Genomic DNA, 17,212 nt, shown 5'->3' on the forward strand with positions numbered 1-17,212 from the left:
AGGATATCAGGCGTTTTCTTTGGCTGGCGGAGTCCCGCTGGGAGTTTCTTTCTTCTCGATCGGTAATGGGAGATAAGCTCGGATCCGCAGCCCACCGCGCTCGCTGGTGCCGATATCCAGCACGCCAGCATGAGCGTCAATGATGCGCTGCACGATCGCCAGCCCTAACCCGGTGCCGCTGGTGCTACGCGCACTGTCGCCGCGCACAAAGGGTTGGAACAGATGCTTCAGCTCTTCCGGCTTGATACCGGGGCCATCATCCTCTACCTGGAACCAGCCGCGCTGCAGTTCGCGCCCGCTGCTGACCTTGATCCACCCGTTGCCATAGCGCGCCGCATTCACCACCATGTTCACCACCGCTCGTTTGATCGATAGCGGATGCACATCCACCATCAGTTCACCCGGCAGAATATCGGTTTCAATCACCCGCTCGTAGCCACTTTCTGTCGCCACCACTTCGCCCAGAATGGAATTCAAATCGCAAATTTCGGTTTGCATCTCCTGGCCGGTACGCAGGTAATCAATAAACTGTTCGATGATGGCGTTACATTCTTCGATATCTTTATTGATCGACTCCGCCAGATAACCGTCTTGCTCGCTCATCATTTCCGTCGCCAGACGGATACGCGTCAACGGCGTGCGCAAGTCATGACTGACCCCCGCCATCAGCAGCGTGCGATCGTCGGCCAGCAGCTTCACCCCAGAGGCCATCTGGTTGAAGGCCCGGGTTACCGAGCGCACTTCAGAGGCACCATACTCACGTAGCGGCGGCGGAATAATGCCTTTGCCTACCTGCAAGGCGGCGTGCTCAAGCTCCACCAGAGGGCGGTTCTGAATGCGGATAAACAGCCAGGCGCCACCTATCGCCAGCAACATAATCGCCAGGGTGTAGCGGAACAGCGGCGAAAAATCGCCTTGATGGATTTCGGTCAGCGGGACGCGTACCCAGATATCCGGCTGCAACCAGGTTTTCAGCCAGACCACCGGGGAGTTTTTATTCACCTCGACGCGGACGTCGGTCGGGCCCCCCAGTTGCTGCGCCATCTGCTGGCTAAGGAATTGGTAGTGTTGCGCCCAGCGCAGGCCGCTCTCTTCAGCAGCCGCGTTGGTATAAAGCGAAATGCCCAGCTCGCGGTAGATCTCGCGGCGGAACGCTGGCGGCACCTCAAGCAAGGTACCGTCCTCCAGTTGCAGCCGATCGGTCATCAGCATACGAACTTCGTACGCCAATACCTTATTGAACTGCTGCAGACTGGGCAGGATGGCGAAGTTAAGCACCACCAGATAGGTCGTCACCAGGCTGACAAACAGCAAGGTGACGATCAACAGCAAAGTTCGGGCAAACGAGCTACGCGGTGAGAAGCGTAATCTCCTCATGCCTTACTGCCGTCCGGGACGAAGACGTAGCCAAGACCCCAAACGGTCTGGATATAACGTGGATGTGCCGGATCTTCCTCAACCATGCGGCGCAGGCGCGAGATCTGCACGTCGATGGAACGCTCCATCGCGCTGTATTCGCGGCCACGGGCCAGATTCATCAGCTTATCGCGCGACAACGGTTCGCGTGGGTGGCTGACCAAGGCTTTCAGCACGGCAAACTCACCGCTGGTTAATGGCATAGGCTCATCTTCACGGAACATCTCACGCGTGCCGAGGTTCAGTTTGAATTTACCGAAGGCGATCACCGCTTCTTCCTGAGAAGGCGCACCCGGCAGCTCGTTGGCCTGGCGGCGCAGCACGGCACGGATACGGGCCAGCAGCTCACGCGGGTTGAACGGTTTAGGGATATAGTCATCGGCACCGATTTCCAGCCCGACGATACGATCCACTTCTTCACCCTTGGCGGTCACCATAATGATCGGCATCGGGTTGCTTTGACTGCGCAGGCGACGGCAAATGGACAGCCCGTCTTCACCCGGCAACATCAGGTCTAATACCATCAGATGGAAAGACTCACGCGTCAGCAAACGATCCATTTGCTCAGCGTTGGCAACGCTGCGAACCTGGAAGCCTTGTTCGGTTAAGTAACGCTCTAAAAGCGCACGCAGGCGCATGTCATCATCGACGACCAGAATCTTGTGATTCTCTTGCATTGTCTGACTCCCAAAGGCTGTATTGCCTGATTCTAGACTGTGGCCCGCACTTATGCTTCGGTACCGCTGGCGGCTATTTGGCAACAGCCTCGTATTGTTCAAAAACTCCATCATTACTGACAGCGTTTAATGGTATATATTCTAGACGAAATTGTTACAAAGCTTATTCTTTTGCCCAAATATCAACAATTTTCACTTAAACCGGAGCCGCAGATCGGTAAAAAACTTCCCGCTGCGTATGATGTACACTCCTGATAGAAAACCGCAAGACTGGCGAATTGGCAGTGTACCTCAGGTTTATAAAAAAAACGCCAACGGATATGGTGGCCGCTTTATGCGAGAATTGCCCACTGCTCCTGTGATTCGATGATGGATGACAATGAAAACATTGCTGATCACCCGTGAGGGTTACAACAAACTCAAAAAAGAACTGGATTACCTGTGGCGTGAAGACCGCCCGGAAGTGACCAAGAAAGTCACCTGGGCCGCCAGCCTGGGCGACCGAAGTGAAAATGCCGATTACCAGTACAATAAAAAGCGGCTGCGTGAGATCGATCGCCGGGTACGTTATCTCACCAAGTGCCTCGAGCAGCTGAAAATTGTCGATTATTCGCCACAGCAGGCGGGCAAGGTGTTCTTTGGGGCCTGGGTAGAGATCGAGAATGACGATGGTGATACCAAACGCTTTCGCATCGTGGGTTACGACGAAATCTTTGGCCGTAAAGACTACATCTCCATCGACTCACCCATGGCTCGCGCCTTGCTGAAAAAAGAGGTGGGGGATACGGCTACGGTTGAGACCCCGGCAGGTATTGCCTACTGGACGGTCAACGAGATCGAATATATCAAAGACGAAGAATAGTTGAGACCGTAGGGGCGCTGCATACTGCGCCCGTCAAAACCTCGGCCCTCTGGACTGGCATTTTCCCCCTGCAAAACGTATAACTATCCCCCTATCGATTATCGCTGCTAACAGATACCTGACTTATGACTGATCCACTGAGCCGCATTATTGCAACCGAACTGCAGGCCCGCCCGGAGCAAGTTGACTCCGCCATCCGTCTGCTGGATGAAGGTAATACCGTGCCGTTTATCGCACGCTATCGTAAGGAAGTCACCGGGGGCCTGGATGATACCCAACTGCGTCAGTTGGAGACTCGTCTGGGCTATCTGCGTGAACTGGAAGATCGCCGCCAAACCATCCTCAAGTCCATTGAAGATCAGGGTAAACTGACCGAGCAGTTAGCGGGGGCAATCAACGCCACGCAAAGCAAAACCGAACTCGAAGACCTTTACCTGCCCTACAAACCGAAACGCCGCACCCGCGGGCAGATCGCTATTGAAGCCGGTCTGGAGCCGCTGGCAGACTCCCTGTGGCAAGATCCTCAACAGCAGCCAGAACAGCTGGCCGAAGGGTTTGTCGATGCCGAGAAGGGCGTGGCAGACGTCAAAGCGGCGCTGGACGGCGCACGCTACATCCTGATGGAACGCTTTGCCGAAGACGCTACCCTGTTGGCCAAGGTGCGTGACTACCTGTGGAAACACGCCCATCTGGTGTCCAAGGTTGTCGAGGGTAAAGAAGAGGAAGGCGCGAAATTCCGCGACTACTTCGATCACCATGAACCTATTGCGCAAGTGCCTTCGCACCGTGCGCTGGCGATGTTCCGTGGCCGCAATGAAGGCGTGCTGCAGCTGGCGCTGAACGCCGATCCGCAGTTTGAAGAAACCCCGCGTGAAAGCCAGGGCGAGCTGATTATCAGCAACCATCTCAACCTGCGCCTGAACAACGCGCCGGCAGATGCCTGGCGTAAATCCGTGGTTAACTGGACGTGGCGCATCAAGGTGTTGCTGCATCTGGAAACCGAGCTGATGAGTACCCTGCGTGAGCGCGCGGAAGACGAAGCGATCAACGTTTTCGCCCGCAATATGCACGATCTGCTGATGGCCGCCCCGGCCGGTATGCGCGCCACCATGGGCCTGGATCCAGGCCTGCGCACCGGCGTTAAAGTGGCGGTGGTAGATGCCACCGGCAAGCTGGTTGCCACCGATACCGTTTATCCGCACACCGGGCAGGCAGCCAAAGCCGCTGCGGTTGTTGCCGCGCTGTGCATCAAGCACAAGGTTGAGCTGGTTGCCATCGGTAACGGCACCGCATCGCGCGAGACCGAGCGTTTCTTTGCCGAGCTGCAACAGCAGTTCCCGGACGTTAAAGCCCAGAAAGTGATCGTAAGCGAGGCCGGAGCTTCGGTGTATTCCGCTTCCGAGCTGGCCGCGTTGGAGTTCCCGAACCTGGACGTTTCGCTGCGCGGTGCGGTTTCCATCGCCCGCCGTCTGCAAGATCCGTTGGCGGAACTGGTGAAGATCGATCCGAAATCTATTGGCGTGGGCCAATACCAACATGACGTCAGCCAAAGCCAGTTAGCCAAGAAGCTGGACTCGGTGGTGGAAGACTGTGTGAACGCCGTTGGCGTTGATCTGAACACCGCCTCCGTGCCGCTGCTGACCCGTGTAGCTGGCCTGACGCGCATGATGGCGCAGAATATCGTTACCTGGCGTGATGAGAATGGCCGCTTCAGCAACCGTGAACAGTTGCTGAAAGTGAGCCGTTTGGGGCCAAAAGCCTTCGAGCAGTGTGCGGGCTTCCTGCGCATCAACCACGGCGATAACCCGCTGGATGCGTCAACCGTTCACCCGGAAACCTACCCGGTGGTGGAACGCATTCTGGCCGCAACCCGCCAGGCTCTGCAAGATTTGATGGGCAACCCGAGCGCGGTACGCAGCCTGAAAGCCAGCGACTTTACCGATGAGAAATTCGGCGTGCCGACGGTCACCGACATCCTGAAAGAGCTGGAAAAACCGGGCCGCGACCCACGCCCGGAATTCAAAACGGCTACCTTCGCCGAAGGGGTGGAAACCCTCAACGACCTGCAGGTGGGCATGATCCTGGAAGGTTCGGTCACCAACGTCACCAACTTTGGTGCCTTTGTTGATATCGGCGTCCATCAGGATGGCCTGGTGCACATCTCGTCACTGGCGGACAAGTTCGTTGAAGATCCGCATACCGTGGTGAAAGCCGGCGATATCGTCAAGGTGAAGGTGATGGAGGTTGATTTGCAGCGTAAGCGTATCGCGCTGAGCATGCGTCTGGATGAGCAACCGGGCGAAGGTTCCGCACGCCGTGGCGGGGGCAATAACAATGCTCCAGCACGCGATAAGACTTCGCGCCCGGCGGCCAATAAGCCTAAGCCACGCAACAGCACCCCGGCAGGTAACAGCGCCATGGGTGATGCGCTGGCCGCGGCGTTTGGTAAGAAATAATAAGCTGAGGGGATAAACCCTTATCCCCTCCTTCGGCTGTCTCTTGGACAAACCTCCTGTTCAAGAGACATCGCCGGCTTATAGATCGTCTCTCCGCTCGGGCCCCTACCTGACTTAATCGGCAGGCCGCTGATGCCGGTATAAAACAGGGATTTATTGGAACTTGATTGATGGAACAACAATATCAGCAATGGCTAATGGCTCTTTCAGCCCCCATGGTCGCGATAAATGCTCATACCGGCTGCACCTTTGACTCGCCAAAATATTATCCCTTCGACACCACTTTCGATTTAAAAGAAAGCTGGGGGATCACCTCACGTTCCGGTGTAATCAATATGATATTACGCATGGTGGATGCAGGGCATGCGAGAGAGCTGGCACACTACTATTCTCTCTGGCATCGTCTCAGCCCGACGCAATGGCAGGAGCATGTGGAACAGCAGTCAGTTGAAGAACAGGTGTTGATGCAAATAGTCGCTGATACGGCAGTTATTTGTGGTGATGGAGGGATCCGTTCCTGGGATCTGGGGCGGCTGAGTTTTCTTTGTCGCGTTGCTCAGCTCCATGGCTGGTTTACCGCTGAGGAAAATCTGTGGTTCCATACTCGACTAGCATTGCGTGCCCGCCACTATTACGCGAATTGGGAAAGCTATTACGCCGCGTTTTTCGTTGGCCGAGCCTATTGGCAATCATTAAATCAGGAGACCCCTGAGCAACAGCAATATGCTTTTTGCCATTACAGTGGAACGGAAAACTATATTCAGATGCAACAACACCTCTATTGCCACGCAGATAGCCCCTTAAAACATCTGGCCTGGCACATTGACTGCCATGAAATAGAGAAACCGGCGTCCCTGGAAGAGGTTGATTGGTCATGAATCAACGTTGCTGGCAAATATTAGGCATTGAGCCAACCGAAGATCAACAAGCCATTCGTGCCGCCTATCGCAGTAAGCTCCCCGACCATCATCCTGAAAATGACCCGAGCGGTTTTCAGCTATTACGTCAGGCTTTTGAACACGCGCGAAAACTGGCCGAGACCCCGTTTATGCTGCGTTCTGCACACAGTGCTGAAGATGACGGTCCTCATGATGAGGGAACAACTCAACTCGAGCAGGCCCCCGAGCCGCCGCCATCCGCTGCAGAACCATTATTCGAGAGCATGCTGGCCCAATTCGACGCTCTGTTGAATACCCCAGAAACGCGTTATCAGCCACAAAGCTGGCATCGCTATATCGCTCAGCTGGATCAGTACGATATTGCGCTCATTGATCGGCTGCGCTGGCATCTGCTCGATCGGGTTTACCACTCAGCATGTATCTCCACCGACTGCGTTAGGTTATTAGCGGAACGTTTAAACTGGCGGCATCGCCTGAACGAACTGGAGCAGGATGACGCGGCCAGGATGGATGATTATTTAGACTATATCGCACGCGCCGATATCTTCGATCTTTCCACACTGTCGTCAATCAGCCTGCCTGCTCAAGTAGAAACCGTTGCCTTCTTCCGCCATGCGTATCATCTGCACTGGAATGAGCCAGAATGGATGCTGCGTTTACTGCTGAGTAATCCATCAGTGATTTACTGGCCTGATTGCCCACGGCTAATGAAACAGTTGGCGCAATGGTACAGCCTGGCGGAAGTTCCCAGCGAAACGTTGCGGGATCACTGTTTGGCACAGCTGGAACTGGACGCAGAGAATAGCGATTGGTTATACCTGGCTGCACGACATTGTGCTTTGCTGCAAGATAATCAGCGAGCGTTTGATTATTGGCTACGGCTATATCGGTTAGAGCAACATGCGCAGGCCGAGCAAGGACTATTGGATTGGTGCCGTGAACAGCATCCGGCTTACCTACCACTGTTGATCCAGGCTTTTGATCGGCCGGTTTACCCTGCGGCGGCAGGGATAGCGGCAGAGGATGAGATGCAGGATTTCCTGACCCCGACCCAAACGATACAGACCTTGGTGCGTTGGGGCGAGGCCGCGCAGTTTAACTGGGCGGCAGTGCCGATTGCCCAGGCCTATATCCATTGGAAATCCGGTAACGGCCATGTCGGTGTGATGTATGACCAGCTAGTGCTTGATGAGGGTTCCGATCCCCTGCGATTACTGTACCGCCACGCCTGCATGCTAACCTTGGGTAATGAAGGCCTGTTGCAGCAAATTATTGACCAGCCCACACCGGCCGATCCCCTACAGGCCCTGATCCTGCAAGGGCTGCAATCTCAGGCGGCACAGCGGCTGGCATGGTTGAATGATTCGAGCATCATTGCCAACTTCATTCAGTGGCTGGATGGCCCAATCGACCACGAACTGCCAGAGAGATATACCGATGCAGGCTCCGCTGGCTGGCATCAAGCCGTCTTCTGGCTGCGCCAATGGCGTTACCTGTCACCAGCACGATTGAACCGCTTGTATCAGGAGCCAGCGTTTAGTGCACAGCTTGGCAATCTCAATGACTGGCTGAATTATTTAGTTGCAGTGGACCAGATTGAGATCCCACCGTTTAACGATGCTACCGCTTCCTGGGATCAATACCGGCAAACCTGTTTACTGGTGCTATTACTCAACGGGGCGGCCGGGCATATCGATACTGTCCGGCAGATAAACCACTTAACGCTCAGTGAACAGCATCCCGTCTACGCACTGTATCCGTTAATCCGGCAACTCGACCCGGCAAAAGGTGACCTGGTCTGGCAGCTTGAGCAACAACTGCGGTTGGACAACCGTCTGCACTTCCTTTGCTGGTTGGAGTTACCCGTATCTATCAGCCAGTTTTTACTCCGCGTGGAAAGCCAGCCAGAGCTGTGCAACTGCACCAAAGTCGATCATTTCTATCATCGTGTTGCCAGTTGGCCCGAGGAGATAGAACAGCCTCCGATGGCCGAGCAAGCCTTGCTTCACGCCTTTTTACTACGCCATGGCGACCAGCAAATACAGGACAAAAGCCGGGAGGTGCTTGAACGGTTAGACTGCGGCAATCAGGGGGAAACTGACCTGCAGCAGGCATTGCTTAACGGTAAAAAGCCCAAAGCCTTGGGGAACTCAACGCTGTTTGCCCGGGACTCATTACTGACAAAAATAGCTCAGGTTGGCTATCGCCTGTATGACTACGATTGGGATAAGTTGGAACAAGAGGAACGTCAACAGTTGATGGTCTGCCTGACAGATAGCAGTCTGTCCCCCATTCTGCGATTGAATGCCGGGCTCTTAGTACAGCTATCGGATCAGCGCGTCATTGAAAAGCAACGAGCGAAGGAGCAAAGGCCAGATACTCGCTTCTGGCAGTTCTGGCAATTTGACCGACGCATCAACCGCCTGGGCCTGCTGGCTCAGCTGACGCTAGTACCGCTGGTGATGGTTGCGGTTTACCTACTGCTCATCAACGTGCTTTCGGCCTGGGTCATTATCGGGTTACTACTGCTCAATACGTTCAGCGCACTGCTGCGGCGCAGCCATGATTTAAACCGTAAATACCCGGTCTTTGAAGCTGTGTTGCTGATATGCATGCCCTATCTGATCCTGCTGTATCTGCTGATACCCGGCGTGAAGCACGCGAACCAATATGGCCCGCAGCCAGGAGAAAAGCGCTGAGGATTGTGGCGTGAGGAACTGCCCCCAACGTTTTATGGGGGCAGTGGACGATCAGAAACTCATCTCATCCAGAAAACGTTCCAGCCGCAGGCGTATGGGCTGGATTTTTTGCTCCTGCTGGCTAACCAGCACCGCTTCAAACTCCTGTAGCCACAAACCGATCTGCATACGCTCATCACCCAGTGACTGCGCCCAGGCTTTTTCCAGCCGAGCCTGCAAGGTACGGTTGGACAGCGTATCGCGCGGATGCACTTTTAACTCCTGCAAACGCTGCTGACTTTGCTTTCGCTGTTCTGGGCTCAGGCCAATGGGGCTGTGGTCGATCACTTTTGAGAAGGAATCACCGCTGTCTGGCAAATGGACATCAACCTCTAGCAGCCCATTGATATCGTAACTGAAACGAACGTCCAGTGATTGAATATGGCCGTTAGGCTTTACCGGCACGGTAAACTCATCCACCAGAATATTGTTGTCAACATGTGGGCTTTCCCCCTGATAGATCGCTATCCGGATCGCCTTTTGCTCCACATGCGTCGTGGTGAAGCTTTCCACCCGTGAAGTCGGGACCACGGTATTACGTTCCAGAATCGGTGAGAAAATCCCATGCCGATCCGCATTCGAGGTAGCGATGCCCAGCGTATAGGGGCAGACATCCGTCAGGATCACTTCGTCGATATTCTGATCGCGCAGGCGGCAGGCGGCATGAACTGCGGCCCCCAGCGCTACGATGGTTCTGGGATCGAGGTGCTGATGCGGCAACTGACCGAATAGCTTCACCACCAGTTTTTGGATGGTGTTCAGCTTCGTGGCTCCGCCGACCAATACCAGATGATCCATCTGCTGCGGTTGCAAACGCGCATCGTGCAGCACCTGCTCAATCGGTGCGCGCAGGCGATTCAGCAGCGGAAGCCAGATCTCCCCTGCTTTACGTTCATCCAGCTCTATTTCCCATTGCCGATCCTGCCACTGCCAACGCAGCTGATGCGAGCCCTGTTGCTGATTGAGCTGGCATTTCCACTGCTCGACGCAATCATACAACCGTGCCATATCATGGAGCGCGATCTGTGAGTCGTTCAGTTGCCATTCGTTGAGACAGGCTTTAATGATTGCCTGGGTAAAATCTTCACCGCCAAGATAGTTATCCCCCGCCGAAGCGTGCACCTCAATCAGCGGCAGATCATATTCCAATACCGTGACGTCAAAAGTGCCCCCGCCCAGATCAAACACCAAAGTACGGCCAACCCCCTGGGTGTGCAGGCCATAAGCCATCGAAGCCGCAGTCGGTTCATTAATCAGCCGCACCGCATTTAAACCGGCCAGCTCGGCGGCAAAACGGGTCTGCTTACGTTGCTCATCGCTAAAATAGGCAGGGACCGAAATCACAACGTCGCGGATCGGCTGGCCAAGAAAACTCTCTGCGTCTGATTTCAGCGATTTCAGCACGATGGCCGATAGCTCTGGGGCGTCAAACGTCTGCTGGTCCAGTTTGAATTTCTTCTTGCTGCCCATGTAACGTTTAAACAGCGCTGCCGTCTTTTGCGGGTGGGTCGTCAGGCGAGATAACGCAGAGCGGCCAACCAATATTGCCCCGTCTTCATCAATGCTGACGACCGAGGGGGTAAGAAATTCATTGAGCGCATTGGGGATTAAGCGCGACTCCCCGTCTTGCCAGACACTGATGAGGCTATTGGTGGTGCCTAAATCGATGCCGATTGCCGGGGTAGCGTCATGCTGCTGTAACATCGTCCTGACCTCGTAGAGAAGGATGCTTGCTGCGCCTGATGCTGCCAGTACAGCCGTATTAAGCGCAGCAACCTAGTCCATGATGGGGGGTTTTATTATCGTTAGATATTAACATGATGGTATTACATAGCTCATCGCCATGGAATTTTTTTGCTCGAAAGCCATGTTCTACTTTAGTTGAAAAATTTAGCCAGTTGCTCGTTCCCCTGGCTCTCATCTTTTCTTGCGCCACCGGTAGCGCCACCCCCGACAATTTTGACCTACCGCAATAAAATGGCGATTATTTTGCCACCCGGTTTCGAGCTATCGCTTAAAGCCCGCACTCCGGTAAAAATGCTCCGTTGTTAACACCCTTATTAACACCACCTTTTCAGTCCGTCGATTGTGCCGTAAACACAAATACTTACCCCTCTCATTTACAGCAGGCGATGTTGCCAGATCTGCGCCATAAAACTTTCAGCCACGCCAATAGAGCTACAACTGTTTCATCACCGCAAGAAGATGCACAAATTTGCAACTTAATTAACCTGTTGCGCTCATTTGCAGAGCGTTTGGCTTAGTGCTAAAACTAATGCAAGCAAACCGTCTTAGCTCAAATGTGACGACACTTACAATTACCCACATATTCTGTATTGAATACGATAATTGTTATCACTATGATTCTGCGTATTCCTTGCTGCGCTTTATGGTTCGGCGCTCTTGGCCCCATACACCTTTTCGCAGGTTGTCTGGGCAGCAAATGTTCTGAAGGTGGCATTCCTGTGGGAATGCTCAACGCATTGAGAAGGCAATATGCAGCTGCTTCCTAAACATACCTATAAAATCACTGGCTTCTCCAGCGAGATTAGCCCGGCCTACCGCCAGAAATTACTGTCGCTTGGCATGCTGCCCGGCTCGCAGTTTGACGTAGTGCGCGTGGCACCGCTAGGCGACCCGATAGAAATAAAAACTCGCCGCGTTAGCCTGGTACTGCGGAAAAAAGATTTAGACCTGATCCTGCTAGATAGCCAACCGTAACGCGCTGTCCCCGCCTCAGGCAGTTGCCGTGTGCAAACGCGGCCGATACTTAATTCACTGATATCAAGTTGGTTTATGAAAAAAATCACTATTGGCTTAATCGGTAACCCGAACTCGGGCAAGACGACGCTGTTCAACCAGCTCACCGGGGCGCGCCAGCGGGTCGGTAACTGGGCCGGGGTGACGGTTGAACGTAAAGAGGGCCAGTTTACGACGCCGCAGTCGCAGGTCACGCTGGTGGATTTACCTGGCACCTACTCGCTCACCACTATCTCCGAACAAACCTCGTTGGATGAGCAGATCGCCTGTCACTACATCCTGAGCGGCGATGCGGATATGCTGATCAACGTGGTCGATGCCTCTAACCTGGAACGCAACCTCTACCTGACGCTGCAACTGCTGGAGCTGGGTATTCCGTGCATCGTGGCCTTGAACATGCAAGATATTGCCAAGAGCCAGAATATTGAGATCGATGTCGCCGCCCTGGCCGAGCGCCTTGGCTGCCCGGTGGTATCCATGGTTTCTACCAAGGCCGACGGCATTGGCCTGCTGAAACAGACCATCGACAATCACCGCTTCAATGAGTTAAAAGCGCTGGTGGCCTATCCGCCGCTGCTGCTAGACGAAATCGCTACGCTGACCGAGGCCATGCCTCAACAACTGCCCACCGAACAACGCCGCTGGCTGGCGCTGCAAATGCTGGAGGGCGACATCTACAGCCATCAGTTAGCCGGGAACGCCACCGATCTGCTGGCTCATTCCAGGCAAGCGCTGCAACAGCAGCAGCAGGAAGATCCCGCGCTGGTAATTGCCGATGCTCGCTACCAGTCGATCGCCACTATCTGCGATGCGGTCAGCAACTCCAAGCTGGCGTTGCCAAACCGCCTGACGGAGGTACTGGATCGGGTGATCCTCAACCGCTGGCTGGGGGTGCCGATCTTCCTGCTGGTGATGTACATCATGTTCGTATTGGCGATCAACATCGGTGGCGCACTGCAACCAATCTTCGATCTCGGTTCGGCGGCCATCTTTATCCAGGGCATCCAGTGGGTCGGTTATACCCTGCATTTCCCGCAGTGGCTGACCGTCTTTCTGGCGCAGGGCGTGGGCGGCGGTATCAATACCGTGCTGCCGCTGGTTCCCCAGATCGGCATGATGTATCTGTTCCTGTCATTCCTGGAAGACTCCGGCTATATGGCGCGAGCGGCATTTGTGATGGACCGCCTGATGCAGGCGCTCGGGCTGCCGGGTAAATCCTTTGTGCCGCTGATCGTCGGCTTTGGCTGTAACGTGCCGTCCATTATGGGCGCACGCACCTTGGATGCCCCACGTGAACGCCTGATCACCATCATGATGGCCCCCTTTATGTCCTGCGGCGCGCGTTTGGCAATCTTTGCCGTATTTGCCGCGGCCTTCTTCGGCCAGGACGGCGCGGGCGTGGTGTTCTCACTGTATATGCTCGGTATCGTGGTGGCGATCCTCACCGGCCTGGTGCTGAAATACACCATCATGCGCGGCGAAGCATCGCCGTTCGTGATGGAGCTGCCGGTTTATCACGTGCCGCATCTGAAAAGCCTGCTGCTGCAAACCTGGCAACGCCTGAAAGGTTTTGTGCTGCGCGCCGGGAAAGTGATCGTGATTGCCAGCATCTTTATTGGCGGCTTGAACAGCTTCTCGTTCAGCGGGCAGCCGGTAGACAGCATCAATGATTCAGCACTGGCCTCGGTTTCCAAAGTGCTGACGCCTTTATTGCAGCCAATGGGCGTACATAATGATAACTGGCAAGCAACCGTCGGGCTGGTAACCGGGGCGATGGCCAAAGAAGTGGTGGTTGGGACGCTCAACACGCTGTACACCGCAGAGAACATCACCAATGAGCACTTCGATGCAGCCAACTTCAACCTGCTTGATGAACTCGGCGCCGCCGCCAATGAAACCTGGCAGGGCCTGAAGAGCACCTTCAGCCTGAGCGTACTCTCCAACCCTATCGAAGCCAGCAAGGGTGATGGTGAGATGGGCGTGGGCTCAATGGGCGTCATGAGTAGCAAATTTGGCACTTCAATCTCTGCCTACAGCTATCTGATTTTCGTGTTGCTGTACGTTCCCTGCGTTTCGGTGATGGGCGCTATTGCACGTGAGTCCAGCCGGGGTTGGATGACCTTCTCCATCCTGTGGGGGCTGAACGTGGCCTATTCGCTGGCAACGCTGTTCTATCAGTTCGCGACCTTCAGCCAACATCCGCAATACAGCGCGACGGCGATCCTGATCGTGCTGCTGTTCAATGCTCTGGTGCTATTGGGCTTGCGCAAGGCAAGGAGCCGCGTAACGATCCGTTTGCGTAGCGCCACTTCGGCATCCTGTTGTCAAAGTTCTGGTGACTGCCACTAATGGCCAGCCTGCTGCAACTCCGTGATGCGCTTGCCCTACAGGGCGGCGCTCAGGCGCAACAGCTGAGTCAGCAGTTGGCAACGCCCTTGCCATTGGTTGAGGCAATGCTGCAACGTTTGACCGCGATGGGGAAAGTTGAACGTATTGAGCTCGATAGCAGCGAATGCCTGAGCGGCAGTTGTAAGAGTTGCCCAGAAGGGCTGGCTTGTAACACGGTGATTTATCGTTTGAAGGGGTGAATACAGGGGCGCAATAGTTTGCCTGCACCCCCTCACTTGAAGATTATTGCTTGTCTTTATACACGTCGGCTACGGCGCTGAACTTGCCGTGCTCACGGGCAGCCAGCACGACATAGTATTGGCCCCCTTTCTCATCGGCCAGTTTGGACAATTCATCTTTCAAGTCCATCGGATCGGTGGCCTGTGCAGTTGAAGACACGGTGCCAATTTTCTCATACTTGCCTGGGTTCTTATCCAGCTCGTCCTTGGTTAGCAAGGTTGCAGCCATCGAACCGAAAGACACTGAACCTACAATCAACGCCGCAACGATCATCTTCAATGATTTCATGACAATACCTCTCAATGGATAAATTGGTTTTATGAAAGCGACTAACAACAAATGCGTCATCGAGCTTGGCTACCGCGACGTCTAACAGCTTCGTTGCTTTCCTTGACGAAGCTCCCTCTGCCCAGAAACAAATCGCCAAAGTGAAGATTGATAAGCCTATATTCACCTTGTAGCCACGCATTTACCCCTTCAAGTATCGAACAGGTTTAGTTTTTATCCACTTAATGGTTAAAAATTTACCGCCATTTTGTGCGTTTATAATCTGTAATCAATGAGATATCGCCGCCAGACCGCGCCATTACTCGGTTGCAACAAATTGATTAATAATGTTAGCGAATGCTTCGGGGTGAGAGATAAACGGCGCATGGGCCGCTTTGGCGATCACCTCCGAGGTGGAGTTTGGCCACAATTCATCCAGCAGGCTAGCCACTTTGCGCGGCACCAGTCCGTCAAGGTAGCCATAAATACGCAGTACCGGCATCGTCAGTGCCGCCAATGATTGGCGTTGATCCACCGTACGTAGCATCTCAAGGCCCCCGTTAAGCACCTCAACGCCCGGCATCGGCTGATTGAGCACTACGGTTTTCAACTGGCGCGCATCCTGACGAGCGCTTTCCGTGCCCAGCGTTTGCAGTGCCAGAAAGCGTTCCACGGTGCGCTGGAAATCATGGCTGAGCTGCTGCTGGAAGCCACTGAGCACCTCCGGGCGGATCCCCGGCCACGGGTCGTGCGCCGTAAAGCAGGGCGAAGAAGCCACGGTGATCAGCCCGGTTACCCGCTCAGGCTGCATAAGGGCAATCTGCCCGGCTACCAGCCCACCAAGGGACCACCCCAACCAATAAGCCTGCTTGGGTGCGGCGGCCAGCAGTATCTCCGCCATCTCCGTTAACGAGACGGCCCCATAGCCCTGGCTGCGGCCATAGCCAGGCAAGTCCACCAGATGTAGGCGAAAATGCGGAGCCAATCGCTCCAGCGTGCAACCCCAGACCTCGGCATTCAATCCCCATCCGTGCAGCAGCACAAGATCGCGATCGCCCTCGCCCAGTGTTTTCCAATACAGCTCAGTCATCAGTTATTGTCCTGCTAAAACGGAGGTGACTATGCTACCAATCCACAGCCGCTGTTGGCTATGCCGGCAACCATTACGGCTGATGCAACAGGGCATCTGCAGCTACTGCCTGCGGACGTTGCCTGCCAAACCTTGTTGCTGCCCGGTTTGCGGTTTGCCCAGTGGCGATCCCCATCAGCCTTGCGGACGATGTCTGCAAAAGGCGCCCCCTTGGCAAGCCTTGGTATTTGTTTCGGATTATCGCCCGCCCATCAGCACCCTGGTGAAAAATTTCAAATTCCAGCAGACACCCGCACTGGCTCCCACTCTGGCTCGTTTGATCCTGCTGCATTGGCTGCGGGCGCACCGAGAGCAACATCTGAACAGACCGGAGGTGATTTTAGCGGTACCCTTGCAGGATAAACGCTGCTGGCGGCGCGGCTATAACCAAAGCGAGCTGTTGGCCCTGCCACTGGCCCGCTGGTTGGGCTGCGAATATCGCCCTGCGGCATTACGCCGCATCAGGGCAACCGCGCCACAACAGCAATTGATAGCGCGCCTGCGGCGGCGTAATCTGCGTGGGGCTTTCCGTTGTGATGAGAACCTGGCAGGAAAACATGTGGCGCTGCTGGATGATGTGGTTACCACTGGCAGCACCATGGCGGAAATCGCTACACTGTTACAGAAGCAGGGCGTCGCATCATTGCAGATTTGGTGCGTTTGCCGCACGTTGTAGTACCACGGCAATGGGCGTATTATAACCTACTATAGAAGTCAACTATTGAGCTAATGCTATGATCCGTATAACAGATGCTGCACAGGAACACTTTGCCAAGCTGTTGGCAAGCCAAGAAGAAGGCACCCAAATCCGCGTATTCGTGATCAATCCGGGTACGCCGACGGCCGAATGCGGTGTCTCTTATTGCCCGCCAGACGCGGTGGAAGCGACAGATACCGAACTCAAGTTCGAAAAGCTGTCCGCTTACGTCGATGAGCTGAGCGCGCCTTATCTGGACGACGCCGAAATCGACTTCGTCACCGATCAGCTCGGCTCACAGCTGACGCTGAAAGCGCCGAACGCCAAAATGCGCAAAGTGGACGACAATGCGCCACTGATGGAGCGCGTAGAATACGTGCTGCAATCGCAGATCAACCCGCAGTTGGCTGGCCACGGTGGCCGTGTGACGCTGATGGAAATCACCGACGACGCGCTGGCCATCCTGCAGTTCGGCGGCGGTTGCAACGGTTGTTCAATGGTCGACGTCACGCTGAAGGAAGGGATCGAGAAAGAGCTGCTGCAAAAGTTCCCGGAACTGAAAGGCGTGCGCGATCTCACCGAGCACCAGCGCGGCGAGCACTCCTACTACTGATAACTATCAGGGCGCAATTCCGTTTTGCGCCCTGCCTATCTCCATCGGGGTCGGTAAACCGCCCCCGATG

14 protein-coding genes are annotated in these 17,212 nt (G+C 54.8%); 9 read left to right on the forward strand and 5 right to left on the reverse strand.

Annotated elements, in window-relative coordinates:
• Positions 1–6: 6 nt before the first annotated feature.
• Positions 7–1,377: a two-component system sensor histidine kinase EnvZ gene (gene envZ / locus ACX9GU_RS25570; RefSeq protein WP_473193289.1), complete on the reverse strand. Its 1,371-nt coding sequence runs from the start codon at positions 1,375–1,377 to the stop codon at positions 7–9.
• On the reverse strand, positions 1,374–2,093 hold the full coding sequence (gene ompR, locus ACX9GU_RS25575) for an osmolarity response regulator transcription factor OmpR (protein WP_004709363.1): 720 nt from the start codon (positions 2,091–2,093) through the stop codon (positions 1,374–1,376). Before ompR ends, envZ begins: the two co-directional genes overlap by 4 nt.
• Before the next feature lie 379 nt (positions 2,094–2,472).
• On the opposite strand from ompR, the gene greB reads away from it, so the two are divergent.
• The 4 genes from greB to ACX9GU_RS25595 all read left to right on the forward strand — a co-directional run bounded on the left by greB (position 2,473) and on the right by ACX9GU_RS25595 (position 9,009).
• Positions 2,473–2,955 carry a transcription elongation factor GreB gene (greB, locus tag ACX9GU_RS25580; protein WP_121608418.1) on the forward strand — a complete coding sequence of 161 codons (483 nt, stop codon included), beginning with the start codon at positions 2,473–2,475 and terminating at the stop codon, positions 2,953–2,955.
• A 125-nt stretch (positions 2,956–3,080) separates the two neighbouring features.
• Positions 3,081–5,411 (forward strand): Tex family protein, encoded by a 2,331-nt coding sequence (locus ACX9GU_RS25585; protein ID WP_473193290.1) that lies wholly within the window; start codon positions 3,081–3,083, stop codon positions 5,409–5,411.
• A 170-nt stretch (positions 5,412–5,581) separates the two neighbouring features.
• A complete protein-coding gene (locus ACX9GU_RS25590; protein WP_473193291.1) occupies positions 5,582–6,289 on the forward strand; it encodes a DUF1266 domain-containing protein in 708 nt (235 codons plus the stop codon).
• Positions 6,286–9,009: a hypothetical protein gene (locus ACX9GU_RS25595; RefSeq protein ID WP_473193292.1), complete on the forward strand. Its 2,724-nt coding sequence runs from the start codon at positions 6,286–6,288 to the stop codon at positions 9,007–9,009. Before ACX9GU_RS25590 ends, ACX9GU_RS25595 begins: the two co-directional genes overlap by 4 nt.
• Before the next feature lie 51 nt (positions 9,010–9,060).
• On the opposite strand, the gene ACX9GU_RS25600 is transcribed toward ACX9GU_RS25595, so the two are convergent.
• Entirely contained in the window at positions 9,061–10,752 is a 1,692-nt protein-coding gene (locus ACX9GU_RS25600) for an Hsp70 family protein (protein ID WP_473193293.1), read from the reverse strand.
• Positions 10,753–11,544: 792 nt separating this feature from the next.
• Here ACX9GU_RS25600 and feoA point away from each other — a divergent pair.
• From feoA to ACX9GU_RS25615, 3 genes are all read left to right on the forward strand, one after another.
• Entirely contained in the window at positions 11,545–11,769 is a 225-nt protein-coding gene (feoA, locus tag ACX9GU_RS25605) for a ferrous iron transporter A (protein WP_024482757.1), read from the forward strand.
• A 75-nt stretch (positions 11,770–11,844) separates the two neighbouring features.
• Entirely contained in the window at positions 11,845–14,157 is a 2,313-nt protein-coding gene (gene feoB, locus ACX9GU_RS25610) for a Fe(2+) transporter permease subunit FeoB (RefSeq protein ID WP_473193294.1), read from the forward strand.
• Positions 14,157–14,396 carry a FeoC-like transcriptional regulator gene (locus ACX9GU_RS25615; RefSeq protein WP_473193295.1) on the forward strand — a complete coding sequence of 80 codons (240 nt, stop codon included), beginning with the start codon at positions 14,157–14,159 and terminating at the stop codon, positions 14,394–14,396. The genes feoB and ACX9GU_RS25615 overlap by 1 nt, the downstream gene beginning before the upstream one ends.
• Positions 14,397–14,439: 43 nt before the next feature.
• Here the strand turns inward: ACX9GU_RS25615 and ACX9GU_RS25620 are convergent, their stop codons facing one another.
• Together ACX9GU_RS25620 and bioH are read right to left on the reverse strand one after the other, a co-directional pair.
• On the reverse strand, positions 14,440–14,724 hold the full coding sequence (locus ACX9GU_RS25620) for a YdgH/BhsA/McbA-like domain containing protein (protein ID WP_021181721.1): 285 nt from the start codon (positions 14,722–14,724) through the stop codon (positions 14,440–14,442).
• 298 nt (positions 14,725–15,022) lie between these two features.
• On the reverse strand, positions 15,023–15,793 hold the full coding sequence (gene bioH, locus ACX9GU_RS25625; protein ID WP_473193296.1) for a pimeloyl-ACP methyl ester esterase BioH: 771 nt from the start codon (positions 15,791–15,793) through the stop codon (positions 15,023–15,025).
• A gap of 31 nt (positions 15,794–15,824) precedes the next feature.
• Between bioH and gntX the strand changes: the two genes are divergently transcribed.
• Both gntX and nfuA read left to right on the forward strand, forming a co-directional pair.
• Positions 15,825–16,508 carry a DNA utilization protein GntX gene (gene gntX / locus ACX9GU_RS25630; RefSeq protein ID WP_473193297.1) on the forward strand — a complete coding sequence of 228 codons (684 nt, stop codon included), beginning with the start codon at positions 15,825–15,827 and terminating at the stop codon, positions 16,506–16,508.
• 58 nt (positions 16,509–16,566) lie between these two features.
• Positions 16,567–17,142, forward strand: a complete 576-nt coding sequence (gene nfuA, locus ACX9GU_RS25635) for a Fe-S biogenesis protein NfuA (RefSeq protein WP_021181724.1) — start codon at positions 16,567–16,569, stop codon at positions 17,140–17,142.
• The last annotated feature ends 70 nt before the right edge of the window (positions 17,143–17,212 follow it).

Source organism: Serratia sp. K1WW1, from assembly GCF_055790865.1.

What these genes read in the sequence shown, in the direction of transcription:
- ACX9GU_RS25595 (WP_473193292.1), top strand. Translation starts at nt 6,286, where the DNA reads ATGAATCAACGTTGCTGGCAAATATTAGGCATTGAGCCAACCGAAGAT.
- ACX9GU_RS25615 (WP_473193295.1), top strand. Translation starts at nt 14,157, where the DNA reads ATGGCCAGCCTGCTGCAACTCCGTGATGCGCTTGCCCTACAGGGCGGC.
- ACX9GU_RS25620 (WP_021181721.1), bottom strand. Translation starts at nt 14,724, where the DNA reads ATGAAATCATTGAAGATGATCGTTGCGGCGTTGATTGTAGGTTCAGTG.
- ACX9GU_RS25590 (WP_473193291.1), top strand. Translation starts at nt 5,582, where the DNA reads ATGGAACAACAATATCAGCAATGGCTAATGGCTCTTTCAGCCCCCATG.
- ompR (WP_004709363.1), bottom strand. Translation starts at nt 2,093, where the DNA reads ATGCAAGAGAATCACAAGATTCTGGTCGTCGATGATGACATGCGCCTG.
- feoB (WP_473193294.1), top strand. Translation starts at nt 11,845, where the DNA reads ATGAAAAAAATCACTATTGGCTTAATCGGTAACCCGAACTCGGGCAAG.
- greB (WP_121608418.1), top strand. Translation starts at nt 2,473, where the DNA reads ATGAAAACATTGCTGATCACCCGTGAGGGTTACAACAAACTCAAAAAA.
- nfuA (WP_021181724.1), top strand. Translation starts at nt 16,567, where the DNA reads ATGATCCGTATAACAGATGCTGCACAGGAACACTTTGCCAAGCTGTTG.
- ACX9GU_RS25585 (WP_473193290.1), top strand. Translation starts at nt 3,081, where the DNA reads ATGACTGATCCACTGAGCCGCATTATTGCAACCGAACTGCAGGCCCGC.
- ACX9GU_RS25600 (WP_473193293.1), bottom strand. Translation starts at nt 10,752, where the DNA reads ATGTTACAGCAGCATGACGCTACCCCGGCAATCGGCATCGATTTAGGC.
- feoA (WP_024482757.1), top strand. Translation starts at nt 11,545, where the DNA reads ATGCAGCTGCTTCCTAAACATACCTATAAAATCACTGGCTTCTCCAGC.
- bioH (WP_473193296.1), bottom strand. Translation starts at nt 15,793, where the DNA reads ATGACTGAGCTGTATTGGAAAACACTGGGCGAGGGCGATCGCGATCTT.
- envZ (WP_473193289.1), bottom strand. Translation starts at nt 1,377, where the DNA reads ATGAGGAGATTACGCTTCTCACCGCGTAGCTCGTTTGCCCGAACTTTG.
- gntX (WP_473193297.1), top strand. Translation starts at nt 15,825, where the DNA reads ATGCTACCAATCCACAGCCGCTGTTGGCTATGCCGGCAACCATTACGG.